This is a genomic window from Hymenobacter artigasi, assembly GCF_012275535.1.
Classification (GTDB): Bacteria; Bacteroidota; Bacteroidia; order Cytophagales; family Hymenobacteraceae; genus Hymenobacter; species Hymenobacter artigasi.
Map to the genome: position 1 here is coordinate 457,091 of NZ_JAAVTK010000001.1, position 15,038 is coordinate 472,128.

The following is a 15,038-nucleotide window of genomic DNA, read 5'->3' on the forward strand; positions in this document are numbered from 1 at the left end:
ACCTCCCTTTAACTCTGTGCGAAAATGAAAGCCGAACAGTTTCAAATCGACGCCGAGCGCAAAGCCTTCGACCGCGAGCATCGCCGCAAAATCCGCTTTAACATCGGCAAGTACGATGCGGCCGTGAGCACCGGCCTCAAGCTCTACGACCAGCACGAGCTGGCCCGCGACCGCGGCGCCTACCTCAAAGCCACCGTGCTGGAGAAGCTCGACGAGTACCTGCTGCAGTTCGAAGCCGCTTTCACGGCGCGTGGCGGCCGCGTGATTTGGGCCCGCGACGCGGCCGAGGCGCTGGCTAAAATCGGCAAGCTCACCAAGGCCCGCAACACCAAAACGGTGGTGAAGGCCAAGAGCATGACCACCGAGGAAATCCACCTCAACCACTACCTCGGCACCCAGGGCATTGAGTCGGTGGAGACGGACCTGGGCGAGTACATCGTGCAGCTAAACGGCGAGCGCCCCTACCACATTGTGACGCCCGCCATGCACCTGAGCAAGGCCGACATCAACGACATTTTCGTGAAGCACCTGGGCACGAAATCGACCGACGATGCCCAGGAGCTCGTGCTCACGGCCCGCCACCTGCTGCGCGGCAAGTACACCAGCGCCGAGGTGGGTGTGACCGGTGGCAACTTTCTCATTGCCAAAGAAGGCGCCGTGGCCGTGACCGAGAACGAGGGCAACGCCCGCCTCTCGGCCACCTTCCCCAAGCTGCACATCGCGGTGGTGGGCATTGAGAAAATTATTCCGCAGCTCACGGATTTGGACCTGTTCTGGCCGCTGCTGAGCACTAGCGGCACGGGCCAGCAGGTCACGGTATACAACACGGTGTACTTCGGCCCGCGCCAGCCCGGCGAAGTGGATGGCCCGGAGGAAATGGTGGTGATTCTGCTCGACAACGGCCGCACCAACCTGCTGGCCCAGCCAGACAAGCGCGCCGCCCTGCGCTGCATTCGCTGCGGGGCCTGCCTGAACGTGTGCCCGGTGTACAAGAACATCGGCGGCCACACCTACGAAACCACGTACTCCGGCCCCATCGGCTCGGTTATCAGCCCGCACCTGAGCGGCCTGCCCGAGCACAAGCACCTGAGCTACGCCAGCAGCCTGTGCGGGGCCTGCACCACGGTGTGCCCGGTTCGCATTCCGCTGCACAGTCTGCTATTGCTCAACCGCCAGCAAAGCGTGGCGGAAGGCTACGCGCCCACCGAGGAGAAGCTCGCCATCGGGCTGTGGAAGTGGAGCATGCAGCACCGCTGGGCCCTCGACCTGCTGCCCGTGAAGCTGAAGGACTGGAGCCTGGGCCGCCTGCTGGGCCAAGTGGGCTGGAGCAAGCGCCGCGAAAGCCTGCACATTGCCGGGCCCTCGTTCCGGGCGCTGTGGCGGGCACGGCAATAGCCTTTAAAGAATATCAGCGGCAATATATTGCCGGTTTGGTTGAAAAGCTATACGTTTTGACTTGTTTTTGTCTAATACAGGCAATATATTGCCGTATCAATTCCCTGAAAACAGTGCAAATAATCGGCAGTACAATTCGTGTCAGTCGCGAAAGGGCGGGCCTTACCCAGGAAGAGTTGGCTGAATTAGGACAGGTTTCGGTCCGGACTATCCGCGACCTGGAAAGTGGCCGGGGCAACATTGGTATTCGGCCGTTGAGCCAGCTGACGCAGGTTTTAGGCCTCACAATCGAAATAAAGCCCACCGTATGAAAAGGACCGTTGGGGAAGTCTTATACAACGGTGTTGTGGCCGGAAACCTGCGTCAAACCGGTGCTGGCTTTGTTTTTCGCTACCATTCAGATTACTTGCTGTCGGCGCATCCGCCCATCAGCCTCACGCTGCCGAAGCAACCGGCGGCTTTCGTAGCGCCGGTGCTGTTTGCTTTTTTTGCTGGTTTGCTGGCCGAAGGCACGGCCAAGGACCTACAATGCCGCACCCTGCATCTGGACGAAAAAGACTATTTCACCCGACTTCTGCTGACGGCCCATTCCGAAACAATCGGCGCGGTTACGGTGCGCGCCATTCCCGAAGACCTGATATGAGCTACTGTGCCAGCTGCCTGCGCAGGCTGCGAAAGTCTGACGGGGACTTTTGTCTCCCTTGCCGGACGGAGCTATTCGACGGTGCGCCCGTGAGCAGCCGCCTGGCTTTTGCCTCGCCAGCCCAGGCAACGGCGGCAGAAATTGAAAACTTCCAACGGCTCACCCGGCAAATCTCCATTTCGGGCGTGCAGGAAAAATTCTCGCTGGCCCTCAGCGCCGACGAGCCCGGCCGCCTCGAACTGGTAGTACGCGGTGGCACCTACCTACTGAAACCCGTGCCACCGGCCAATTTTGGGGCTGTCCAAAGCGTGCCTGCCAACGAGCATTTTACCATGCAGCTGGCGCGGCAGGTATTTAAGCTGCCCACGGCGGCGTGTGCCCTGCTGCAAATGGCCGACGGCAGCCCTGCCTACCTCACCCGCCGGTTCGACGTGCGGCCCGATGGATTGCGACTGGCCCAGGAAGACTTCGCCCAGCTAAGCCAGCGGACCGAGCAGGAACACGGCCACAACTACAAGTACGATTTCAGCTACGAAGAAATTGGCCGGCTTCTGAAGAAATACCTGCCTACCCATTACCTGCCCGAGGCAACGCTTTTCTTCCGCCTCATCCTCTTCAACTACCTTGTTTCAAACGGCGACGCACACCTCAAAAACTTTTCACTATATCGCCGCTCCGAAACCGGGGAGTACCGCCTCACGCCCGCTTACGACCTGCTGAACACCAGCCTGCACGTGCAGGACGGCAACGGCCTGGCTCTGGGCTTGCTGGCCAACGACGACGAAACGCCCAGCTTCGCGGCCAACGGCTTTCTGGCGTTCGATGATTTTCTGGAGCTCGGCATTCGCATTGGGCTGCCGCCCAGCCGGGTGCGCCGCCTGCTGGCCGACATCGTAGGGCATGAAGCAGCCACGCAGGCCCTGCTGGGAAAATCATTCCTCCCGCCAGAGCTGCGCGCCCGCTACGCCGATGCCCTGGCCAGCCGTCGGCAGCGCCTGCGCTACTCGCTGGCCGGGGCGGCGTAGTCGTTTTGCCCGAATATGCGTTTAGGGGCATCATGCACTATTACCTCCTGCTCACGCTGCGCATTATTACCGGAATGGGTGGCGTGGTATTGGTCATTACCACGCTGTCGGCGGCCATTCGCTCGTTCATTCTGCCCCGCAACGAAGTGGTGCGGATGAACGTGTGGGCCTTCATGGGCATCCGCACCATTTTTGACGCGGCGGCCCGGCTGGCCAATTCGTACGAGCGGCGCGACAAAATTATGGCTCACTACGCCCCGGTGGCGCTGGTGGCGCTGCCCGTATTCTGGGAAGGCCTTGTGAGCCTGGGCTACACCAGCCTGTACTGGGCGCTGGGCGAGGGCACCTGGAAGCAGTGCTACGAGCTGAGCAGCAGCTCGCTGCTCACGCTGGGCACCACCGATAGCCACCACCTGCTCATTTCGGCCCTCAGCTATTCCGAGGCTACGCTGGGCCTGCTGCTGCTCACGCTGCTCATCTCCTACCTGCCCACCATCTACCAGGCGTTTTCGCGGCGCGAGGCCACGGTGGCGCTGCTGGAGTTGCGGGCCGGTACGCCACCCACGGCCGCCTGCCTGCTCACCTGGCTCAACCACGACGGCTCGGTGCAGAACGACGACCAGCAGTGGGCCGAATGGGAGCGCTGGTTTGTGGAGATTGAGGAAAGCCACACCTCGCTGCCCGTTCTCTCGTTCTTCCGCTCGCCGCAGCCGGGCCGCTCCTGGGTCACGGCCGGCGGGCTGATTCTGGACACGGCCGCCCTGCTCTTTGCCGCCGTGGACGGCCCCCAGCCCCGGCAGGCCCAGATTACCTTCAAGGCCGGCTGCCTGGCCCTAAACCGGGTGTACCGCTTTTTCGACAACAAGGCCGGGGCTGAGCCCAGCAGCCTCCTATCCGCCGAAGAAGACGCGCCGAACCGGGCCGACTTCGACCTGACCTGCGCGGAGCTGACCGGGCACGGACTGAAAATCTGTGAAGACCGGGCGGATGCCTGGCGGCGCTACTGCGAGCTGCGCAGCCGCTATACCACGGCCCTTCGTTTCCTGGCCAAGCTCACCATGGCACCGGGAGCCAGAAGCGGCACCTGACGCCCGCCGGAGGGCAATTTCGGGTCGCAACCCGGTGCCCGCTCAGCCAGGGCGCCAAGGACAACCATATGCCTCCTAACGGCTTGGTTTGAATATATTTTGCGCAGATAAACCCGCCTGAAGCAGCCGTAGAAGGGCTTTTGCATAATTTCTGCAAGAAGGAGGACTACGCCCTGAACAATGATAATAGTCAGGCGCTGGAATATTGTTTAATTTACACCCCTGATTTACCGGGCTTATTGCATTCTGTTTTTCATTTTCCCTCACCCTCTTCCCCCAACCCTATTTCCAAACATCTATGCACACACCTTTTCTAAGCAATCGGCTGGGCCGGTGGCTGGCGGTAACGCTGCTGGCGCTGATGAGCGCCACGACGGCACGCGCCCAGCTCACGGGCACCAAGGCCATCCCCGCAGACTATGCCACCGTGGCCGCAGCCATCACGGCCCTCAATGCTCAGGGCGTGGGGGCGGGCGGCGTCACGTTCAACGTGCCGGCCGGCTACACCGAAACCTTTGCCGCGCCCACGGCCGGGGCCATTACGGCCAGCGGCACCAGCGCCAATCCCATTGTATTCCAGAAATCGGGCACCGGCGCCAACCCAGTCATTACGGCCGGGGTGGGCACCAGCACCACGGCCGACGCGATTATATCGCTGGCGGGTTCCGACTACGTGACCTTTAACGGCATCGACCTGACCGACCCCACCAGCAATGCCACGGCCACCACGGCCATGGAGTTTGGCTTCCTGCTGGGGCGCAACGGCGCCGGGGCCACGCTGGATGGCACCAACAACAATACCGTGCGCAACAGCACCATTACGCTGCAGCGGGCCTACACCAGCACCACCAACAACACGCCCTACGGCATTTTTGCCACGGCCGGAACAGTAGCGGTGCCCTTCACGGCCCTGAGCGCCACCAGCGCCACGGCGGCGGGCCAAAGCTCGGGCAACACCTTTGCGGGCAACACCATTCAGAACGTGAACGGCGGCATTTATCTGCAAGGTTTGGCTGATGCGACTCCTTACACCAACTACGACCAAGGCAACACGGTGGGCGGCACCACGGCAGCAGCCGGTAACACCGTGCAGAACTACGGCGGGGCGGCTACGCAGGCCTACGGCGTGCGGCTGCAGTACCAGAACAACTTGGTGGCCAGTTACAATACGGTGGCCAACGCTGCCAGCGGCGGCGTGGCCGGGGCCAACACCCTCTACGGCATCTACGTGCAAAGCGGCATCAACACCACCAGCACCATGACGCGCAACACCATTACGCTGGTGCAGGCGACTAACAGCAGCCAGGTGGGCGGTATTTACAACGCCACCTCGGGCACGGGGGCGCTGACCATCGACTTCAACACCTTCAACCTGACCTCGACGGCCAGCACGGGCACCTTCTACAACTGCTACAACAGCGGCGCGTTCTCGACCGCAGGCAGCACGGTGCTTTCGTTTAGCAACAACACCATCAGCCACACGGCGACGGGGGCCGCCACCAACTCGTTCTACGCATTTTACAACAGCGGCACCATCGCGGGCACGTCGAACTTCAACAACAACCAGTTTTTGAACGCGGCCAACACCGTGACCAGCACGGGCACTATGGCGCTGGTGTACAACACCAACAGCAGCACGGGGCCGATTAACCTGCAAAACAACCAGTGGACGCTGAACCGCACCGGCGCCAGCGGCTCGGTATATGGCTATTTCAACGGGTCGTCGCCGACCGGCACGCACACGTTCACCGGCAACAACTTCTCGAACATCACCGTGGCGGGCACGAGCGCCGTCTACGGCTTCTACGTACTGACCTCGATTACGCAGCTGCAAACCATCACGGGCAACACCATGACGAACATCGTGGGGGGCTCGGGCGCCACGGGGCCGCTGTACATCTCCTATGGAGCGAGCGGCTCGGTTATTTCGGGCAATACCGTGACCGGCATTAGCGGCACGGGCCCGGTTTACGGCATCTACACGGGAGCTTCCTTTTACGGCGGCAACATCAACGGCAACACCGTGGGCAACGTGTCGTCGTCGGGGGCCAGCAGCACAGCGTATGGCCTTTCGATTGGGGCCAACACGGCGGGCACCACCGTCAACCTCTACACCAACAAAGTGTATGGCGTGGCCAGCAGCGGCGTCACGGGCACGGCCTACGGGCTGTACCTGTCGAACACCGGCACCTACAACATCTACAACAACCTGATTGGCGGCATCACGGCCCCGGCATCATCGAGCAACCCGGCTACGGCGGGCCTGTACATTTCGACGGGCACTACGGTCGCGGCCAGCTTCAACACCATTTACCTGGCCGGCACCAGCAGCGCCAGCGGCTTTGGCTCGGCGGGCATTTATGCCAGCACCACGCCCACCCTCACGCTCACCAACAACATTGTGGCCAACGCCTCGGTGGCCACCGGCGCGGGCGTGGTAGCGGCTTATCGCCGCAGCAGCACCACGCTCACGACCTACGCGGCCGCGTCGAACAACAACATGTTTTACGGCGGCACGCCGGGCACCAGCCAGGCCATCTTCACCGATGGCACCAACACCTACGCCACGCTGGCCGCTTACAAGACGGCCATGGCCACCCGCGACCAGGCCGCGGTGACGGAACTGCCCACCTTTGCCAGCACCACGGGCACCGACGCAACCTTCCTGCACTTCGCGGCCGGGGCCAGCACCCAGGCCGAGAGCGGCGGCATTCCGGTCACGGGCATCACAACCGACTACGACGGCGACACACGCAATGCCACCACCCCCGACATTGGGGCCGATGAGGGCAGCTTCTCGCCGGCCGTGGCCATCACCGTAACGAGCACCGCCTACACCCAGAACAACACGCCCACCAGCGTGAGCCAGACCGACCAGCAGGTGACGGGCGTGGTGATAACCACCAGCGGCCAGCTGAACCCGCCCGTGCTGAACAGCATTTCGTTCAACATCGGCAGCACCAGCCTGACCAACATCAGCAACGCCAAGCTCTACAGCTCGGGCAGCAGCACGTTCTCGCTGGCCTCGGCCACGCTGCTGCCCACCACGGGCAGCGTGGCGTCGCCCACCTTCACGCTCACCCTGACCACGCCGCCGGCGCTGGCCACGGGCAGCAACTACTTCTTCCTGACGTACGACATTCCGGCCACGGCTACTTCGGGGGCCACCGTGGCCTCGACGGCCACGGCCGTGAACGTGGGCGGCACCGCCTACACGCCCACCCTGAGCGGGGCCGCCGGCTCGCGCCTCATCATCGGGCCGCTCAACGGGACGTACTACATCACGGGTACGGTGGGCTCGTCGCCCGACCCACTCAAGGAATTTGCCAGCCTCACGGCGGCCTTCGCGGCCTACGGCAGCCGGGCCATGACCGGGCCGGTGAGCTTCGTGCTGCGCGATGCTGCCTACAGCACGGGCGAGACGTTCCCGCTGGTGCTCAATGCCAACCCATCGGCCAGCGCAACCAATACGCTCACCATCAAGCCCGGCACGGGCGTGAGCCCGACTATCTCGGGCAGCGTGGTTACGGGCGCGGTGCTGAAAATCAACGGCGCGGACTACGTGACGATTGACGGCTCGAACGCCGGCACCACCAGCCAGAACCTGACCATCACCAACACCAGCGCTACCGGCAGCGGCAACGCGGTGCTGTGGCTGGCGGCCGCCTCGGCCACCGACGGCGCAACCAACAACGTGGTGAAGAACACCAACATCACGGGCAGCCTCGGCGGCAGCTTCCCGCAGTTCACGGTGTTCGTGGGCGGCGGCGGCGTGAGCGTGACCGCGCCCACCACCAGCACCCCGGCGGCAAACTCCAACAATACCTTCGCCAACAACATCATTACCAAGGGCTACTACGGGGTGTTTGTGTTTGGGGTATCGGCCACCGTGCTCGACCAGGGCAACGCCTTCACGGGCAACCAGATTGGGCAGGCAGCCAGCGGCACCGGCTTCGGCCAGGAAGGCCTGCGGGTGGTGTACCAGCAGGGCCTGAGCGTGACGGGCAACGACATTCAGAACATCACCAGCGGCACGACTACTTCCAACCTGTACGGCTTTTTCCTGGCCGACAGCAAGGGCAGCGTTATCAGCCGCAACGCGGTGCACGGCATCAGCTACACGGGCACCAGCATCACGAAGGTGTGGGGCATTAATACGAGCATCAGCGCCTTTATTACGGCGGCCAATGCCAGCGCCAACCGCTTCGATAACAACCTGGTGTACGGCATCAACTCGACGGCTACCAGCGCCACCTGGAACACGGTGGGCCTGAACCTGGGCGGCGGCTACGGCGACCAGATTGTGTACAACACGGTGTACCTGAGCGGCCAGCTGAGCGCGGCCAGCGGCACGGCCGGCTCGGCCGCCTTTGCCAACGGCAACCCCAGCGTGACCAGCGTGGCCACCAGCCTCGATGTGCGCAACAACATCTTCAGCATCATCGGCGGCACGGCCGGCACCACCACTACCCCACTGTATGCCAGCTACACCTACGGCGCGAACTACACGGGCAGCACCCTGAACTACAACGACCTGTATGTGACGGCGGGCGCTACCGGCCTGGCCGTTATTGGCCACCTGGGCACCAGCTCCACCACTGGCGACTACGCCACGCTGGCCGCCTGGCAAACCGCTACCAGCCAGGAAGCCAACTCGGTGAGCGCCGACCCGCAGTTTACGCAGGTCGCGACGGCCCCCTACAACCTGGCCCCCGCCAACGTAGCCCTGAACAACGTGGCCACGCCCATCAGCGGCATCACGACGGACTACACCGGCGCTACCCGCGGCACGACGCCCGACATCGGCGCGGTTGAGTTTACGCCGGTAACGGTTGACCTGGCAGCGGCGGCACTGGTTGCCCCGGCCACCACCAGCACCTGCTACGGCACGGCCGAGCCCGTGAGCGTGAGCATCCGCAACGCCGGCGCGGCTACCCTGAACTTCGCCACCACCCCGGCCACCATCACGGTAGTGGTGACGCTGCCCGGCGGCGGTACCACCAGCCTGACCGGCACGGTGAGCACCGGCTCGCTGGCCTCGGGCGCCACCCAGACCGTGGTACTGTCCACTACGCTGAACATGAGCACGGTGGGCACCTACTCGTTTGCCATCACGGCCACGGTTACCGGCGACCAGAACACCAGCAACGACGCGCTGACCCCTGCCCCCACCCGCACGGTGGTGGCCCCGGTGGCGGGTACGCTGGCTCCGGCCAGCTTCACCATCTGTGTGAGCGGCACGGCGGCCCTCACCCTCACGGGCGCGGCCAACGGCAGCATCCAGTACCAGAGCAGCCCCGATAACGTGACGTTTACGGACATTGCCGGCGCGACCAGCGCGACGTACACCACGCCCGTGCTCACGGCCACTACCTACTTCCGCGCCCAGGTGCGCTGCAACACCGGCACGGCTACGTCCAACGTGAGCACCATCACGGTGAACAACCCGCTGGTGGCTTCTGCCACCACGCCGGTCAGCATCTGCTCGGGCAGCACGGCTACGCTCACGGCCACGGCTTCGACGGGCGCTTCGGTGCGCTTCTTCGATGTGGCCACGGGCGGCACGGCCCTGGCTACGGCCGGCAGCTACACTACGCCGGCCCTCACGGCTTCGGCTACTTACTATGCCGAAGCCTTTTCGGGCGGCAGCAGCGTGACGGGCCTGGCCGACAGCGGCGCGGGCAATGGCACGTTCACCCAATCGACCTCGACGGACTATCCGCTGGGCTTTGCGGTAACGCAGGCGGGCACCCTGACTTCGGTTGATGTGTACCCGACGGCCGTGGGCACCCTCACCATTCGCCTGTACAGTGTGAATGGCACCCAGCCGGCCGGCGCGACTACGGCAGTGGCCGGCACCGATGTGACCATCACGGTAACGGCCGCGCAGGTGGGCACCAAAGTAACGGTACCCCTGAACTATGCCCTGACGCCGGGCGACTACAAGCTCTCGAACCTGCTGGGTGGCCTGGGCCGCTTCAGCACGTACTCGGGCACTTATCCCCTGACTTCGGCCGATGGCGTGGTTTCGGTGAAAGGGTCGTACACCTTCTTCACCTCGACTTCTTACTCGAACACGACCTACAACAGCTTCTTCAACCTGGCCTTTAATAATGAGTGCGTGGGCGGAGCTACCCGCACCGCCATTCAGGTGAACGTGACGCAGCCGGCTACGGCCAGCTTCACGGCTGCTACGGGCAGCAGCTGCGGCACTTCGGCCGTCGCGCTGGCGGGCTCGGTGGGCGGCTCGGCCACGGGTGGCACCTACACCACCAGCGGCACGGGCACCTTCTCGCCCAATGCTACTACGCTGACCGCCAGCTACACGCCCTCGGCGGCGGATGTGGCGGCCGGCACGGTAACCATCACGCTGACCTCGGCGGGCTCGACGCCCTGCCCGGCCGCTACGGCCACCTTCACGCTGAGCATCAGCCCGGCTCCGGTAGCCAGCTTCAGCTACCCGGCTGCTACCACGTATTGCGCTGGCAGCACCAGCACCGTTTCGCCCACGCTGGGCACGGGGGCCACGGCCGGTACATTCTCCTCCACCACGGGCCTGAGCATCAACGCCACCACCGGCATTATCACGCTCAGCACTTCCACGGCCGGCACCTACACCGTAACCAATACGGTGGCCGCCAGCGGGACCTGTGCCGCCGTTTCGGCTACGACTTCGGTAACCATTGCGCCGGCTGCTTCGGCGGCGTTTGCTTACGCCACGGGCACGTTCTGCGCCAGCGGCACCAACCCCACGCCTACCGTGACTGGTACCAGCGGCGGCACGTTCAGCTCCACCACGGGCCTGAGCATCAACGGCACCACGGGCGCCATCAACCTGAGCGCCTCGACCCTGGGCACCTACACCGTGACCTACACGGTGGCCGGCGCCTGCGGCACCTCGGCCACGGCTTCGGTGACCATCACGGCGGCTCCGGTTGCTACGTTCTCCTACCCGGCCGCTACCACGTATTGCGCGGGCAGCACCAGCACGGTTTCGCCCACGCTGGGCACCGGCGCTTCGGCGGGCACGTTCACTTCGACCACGGGCCTGAGCATTAACGCCACTACCGGCGTTATCACGCTCAGCACTTCCACGGCCGGCACCTACACGGTGACCAACTCGATTACGGCTTCGGGCTCGTGCGCAGCGGCTACGGCCACCACTTCGGTGACCATCACGCCGGCCACCACGGCCACGTTCGCCTACTCGGGCGCTACGTTCTGCGCCACCGGCACCAACCCCACCGCTACGGTGACGGGCACGGCCGGCGGCACGTTCAGCTCCACTGCGGGCCTGAGCCTGAACGCCACCACGGGCGCCATCAACCTGAGCGCCTCGACCCTGGGCACCTACACCGTGACTTACACGGTTGCCGGTGCCTGCGGTAGCTCGGCCACGGCTTCGGTGACCATCACCGCCGGCCAGGTTGCTACGTTCAGCTACGGCACGGCATCGACCTACTGCGTGAGCGGCACCACTGCCCCGGCCGTGGTACTGGGCACGGGAGCTTCGGCCGGTACGTTCACGTCCACCACGGGCCTGAGCCTGAGCGCCACCACCGGCGCTATCACGCTGGCCTCGTCGACGCCCGGCACCTACACCGTGACCAACACGGTGGCCGCCGCCGGTGGCTGCGCCGCCGCCACGGCCACCACCACGGTGACCATCACGGCTGCTCCGACGGCTACGTTCAGCTACGCCACCACCACGGGCTGCGCGGGTTCGACCACGGCGGTAACGCCCACGCTGGGCACCGGCGCTTCGGCCGGCACTTACTCCTCGACCAACGGCCTGGTGATTAACGCCACCACCGGCGCTATCACCTTGGCTACCTCCACGGCCGGCACCTACACCGTGACCAACACGGTGGCCGCCGCCGGCGGTTGCACCGCTGCTACGGCCACGGCCACCTTCACGGTGAACCCGCGCCCGGCCACGCCCACCCTCAGCGTGGTGTACAACGGCACCACGACGACGCTGACCTCCAGCGCCACGACTGGCAACCAGTTCTTCCTCAACGGCGTGGCCATTGCCGGCGCGACGGGCCAGACCTACGTGGTGAACGGCCTGCCCGCTCAGTACGGCTCCTACACCGTGACCACCACCAATGCCAACGGCTGCGTTTCGCTGCCCTCGACCCCACGGGTTATCACGGCGGCCCGCAACGGCATTGCCGGGACCAGCCTGCTGGTGTATCCCAACCCCACGCCCACGGGCCAGGTAACCCTGGAGCTGACCGGCTACCGCCTCGCTACCCAGCTCACGGTGCTTGATGCGCTGGGCCGGGTTATCCTCAGCGAGCTGCTGCCGGCCAATGCCGGTACCGCCACCCGCACCCTCGACCTGACGGGGGTGGCCACGGGCGTGTACCTGCTGCGCCTGCGCAACACCGACGGCGTGGAAACCCGTCGCCTGGTACGCGAGTAATCGCGGGTAGACCACCCATTGAAAAGACCCGCTGGCAATGCCAGCGGGTCTTTTTTTGTGCGTTCTTGGGCGGGCTTATTCGCCGGCTTCGTCGGGCAGGATATTCACGTCCTGCACCAGTACCATCTTCTCGATTTCCTTGCCGCGCTTGGTGGCGGCCAGGCCGCCGAGGGCGGTTTCCTTGTAGCGGGTTTCCATGGCCTGGCCTACTTCGCCGAGGGCCGCAACGCACTGGTCGACGGGAATAACGGGGTCGATGCCGGCAATGGCAATCTGGGCCGAGCTGAAGGCAATGGCCGCCGCCGAGGCATTGCGCACCACGCAGGGTACTTCCACGAGGCCGGCCACGGGGTCGCACACCAGCCCGAGCATGCACTGGATGGTGACGGCCACGGCGGCAAAGACCTGCTCGACCGGCCCGCCCAGGCAGTACACAATGGCCCCGCTGCCCATGGCGGCGGCCGAGCCGGTTTCGGCCTGGCAGCCGCCCACGGCCCCGGCCAGCGAGGCATTCTGCTCGATGATGAGGGCAATGCCGGCCGCCACGAGCAGGCCCTCCAGAATCTGGCGGTCGGTTAGCTTATGAATGCCCTGGATAGTAACGAGCACGCCGGGCAGAATGCCCGAGGCCCCGGCGGTGGGCGCGGCTACCACACGGCCCATGCAGGAGTTTACTTCCTTGGCTCCCAAAGCACTGATGACAAGACTTTTGAACTCGGGCGAGAGCACGGTGACGGGCGAGGCGGCAATCTTCTTGGCCCCGTTGTTTATCATGCCCGAGCGGGAGGTCATGTCGCCGGTCAGGCCTTCTTTCACGGCGTCGCGCATCACGTCGTAGGCGCGTTGCAGGCCAGTCCAGATTTCTTCTTCGGTGCGGCCCTTCTGCTCGATTTCGTAGGCGAGCACGGATTGGTAGAGCGGTTCGCCGGTTTCGGCGCAGTGCGCGCCCCAAGAGGCAAAATCATTAAATAGCAAAGACATGGCGGGTGGGATTGAGGCAGGGAAGTGAGCTTTAAACGCAAAGCCCCGGCCGAAGGTGTATTCGACCGGGGCGCAAAGCTACGGGATTGGAACAGGGCGGCTGGCCGCTCCTGCGCAGGGCTCCCAATTAGAGCTGCTGCCAGCGGGCCTGCCACTGCCGGTTGCCGGCGCGCAGGTGCACCAGGTACAGCCCGGCTGGCAGGTTGGCGGGCAGCGTCAGGCTGCCGGTCGCGGCCTGGCCGGGCGTGGCCGATAACACGGCCACCTGGCGGCCCAACTGGTCGAACACGGCCCCACTGGGGGCGGCCATGCCGGTTTCCAGCAGTATTTGGGCTGCCACACCCGCTACGCTGGGGTTCGGCACTACGGCCAGGGGCCGCAGGTCCGCCAGCCCGCGGCTACTCGTCACCTGCTGGTAGTTGAGCAGCACCCGCGACGCATTCACAAAGGCGCTGCCGGTCCAGTCCTGGTTCGTCAGCGAGGCTAGGTCGCCGGCGGCATTGTAGGCGTACAGGGTCTGGGAATCAAGCACCCATGCGTTGGCACTCCAGTTGTCGGTGGTAGAGACCGAGGGCCGGCCCTGCGCGTCGTATTGGTAGGTATCGCGGGTAGAATTGGCGTACACGCCGGTGGTGGGCGGAGCCGTTTCGGTTACCACCTGCTGCACCTTGCTGGCGGCGGTGTAGGTAGAGGTGGTGCGGCTCGCAGGCACCCAGGCAGCGCCGTTGGTGCTGGTGTTCTGGGTTTCCGCCACCGTCACCAGGTTCTGGGCGTTGTAGGTGTATAGGTCGCGCGAAGTGGCCAGGTACATGCGGGCCACGTAGAACTCATGGAGTACCTGGGTCCGCTGCCCGGCCGCATTGTACGTGTGCGTGCCGCGGGTCGTCGAATCGAAGGGCGCGCTGGCGGCGCTGCCGGGCTGCCGGCTCAGCTGCCACTCCCAGCGCACCTGAGTGGGAGTAGTATAGGTATTGACCTGCGCAGCAAATGGCCCGAACGGAGCCTGCCGGAACTGGTCAAGCGTGTCGGTAAGCACCAGCCCGGCAGTGTTGTAGCGCAGCCGGCTGGCCGACGTGAGGACCCAGGCTGTCCCGATTTTTAGGTCTGTCTCAATCAGCCCGGGCAGTAGCGGGGTACGATAGCGCGAGTACCGGGAGCGCGCAAAATCGACCCAGTTCCCACTGGTGTAGTTCTGAAAGATGGCTTCCTGCAACTGTGCGGCAGTAATTTGCCGCAAAAGCGTGGCCGGCACCACTCCGATGGCCCGGCTACCCAGTGGCCCAACCAGGGCAGTGGGTAGGCAATTAACGGCTTGGGCCGAAGCTACTGCCCCGGCCAAAAGCAAACCTGCGGCGATGGAAAAAGTACGTTTTAACATGGCACATGGGGTTTGGGGATAAAAAATGCCTGGCCAGTCAGCAAAGGCTGACCGACCAGGCACAAAGTTACTAAATATATTAAATAGTATATTTACTATC

Annotated in this window: 8 protein-coding genes; 6 read left to right on the plus strand and 2 right to left on the minus strand. The window is 64.3% G+C overall.

Features of this window, described 5'->3' with window-relative positions:
- The first annotated feature begins 24 nt into the window (after positions 1–24).
- The 6 genes from HBN54_RS01895 to HBN54_RS01920 all read left to right on the plus strand — a co-directional run bounded on the left by HBN54_RS01895 (position 25) and on the right by HBN54_RS01920 (position 12,579).
- Positions 25–1,395 (plus strand): LutB/LldF family L-lactate oxidation iron-sulfur protein, encoded by a 1,371-nt coding sequence (locus HBN54_RS01895; RefSeq protein ID WP_168671447.1) that lies wholly within the window; start codon positions 25–27, stop codon positions 1,393–1,395.
- Between the two features lie 113 nt (positions 1,396–1,508).
- Complete coding sequence (locus tag HBN54_RS23775; RefSeq protein WP_317170163.1) at positions 1,509–1,706, plus strand: helix-turn-helix domain-containing protein; 198 nt, start codon at positions 1,509–1,511, stop codon at positions 1,704–1,706.
- The gene (locus HBN54_RS01905) at positions 1,703–2,038 is read left to right on the plus strand and encodes a HipA N-terminal domain-containing protein (RefSeq protein WP_168671448.1); all 336 of its coding nucleotides are present in this window, start codon (positions 1,703–1,705) and stop codon (positions 2,036–2,038) included. Before HBN54_RS23775 ends, HBN54_RS01905 begins: the two co-directional genes overlap by 4 nt.
- Before the next feature lie 89 nt (positions 2,039–2,127).
- Positions 2,128–3,063, plus strand: coding sequence for a HipA domain-containing protein (locus HBN54_RS01910; protein ID WP_168671449.1), 936 nt, complete (start codon positions 2,128–2,130; stop codon positions 3,061–3,063).
- 32 nt (positions 3,064–3,095) lie between these two features.
- Positions 3,096–4,151: a hypothetical protein gene (locus HBN54_RS01915; protein ID WP_168671450.1), complete on the plus strand. Its 1,056-nt coding sequence runs from the start codon at positions 3,096–3,098 to the stop codon at positions 4,149–4,151.
- Between the two features lie 298 nt (positions 4,152–4,449).
- A complete protein-coding gene (locus HBN54_RS01920; RefSeq protein WP_168671451.1) occupies positions 4,450–12,579 on the plus strand; it encodes an Ig-like domain-containing protein in 8,130 nt (2,709 codons plus the stop codon).
- Between the two features lie 75 nt (positions 12,580–12,654).
- Here HBN54_RS01920 and sdaAA read toward each other — a convergent pair whose 3' ends face one another.
- Together sdaAA and HBN54_RS01930 are read right to left on the minus strand one after the other, a co-directional pair.
- A complete protein-coding gene (gene sdaAA / locus HBN54_RS01925) occupies positions 12,655–13,560 on the minus strand; it encodes an L-serine ammonia-lyase, iron-sulfur-dependent, subunit alpha (protein ID WP_168671452.1) in 906 nt (301 codons plus the stop codon).
- Between the two features lie 127 nt (positions 13,561–13,687).
- Positions 13,688–14,938 (minus strand): hypothetical protein, encoded by a 1,251-nt coding sequence (locus tag HBN54_RS01930; RefSeq protein ID WP_168671453.1) that lies wholly within the window; start codon positions 14,936–14,938, stop codon positions 13,688–13,690.
- Positions 14,939–15,038 lie beyond the last annotated feature (100 nt).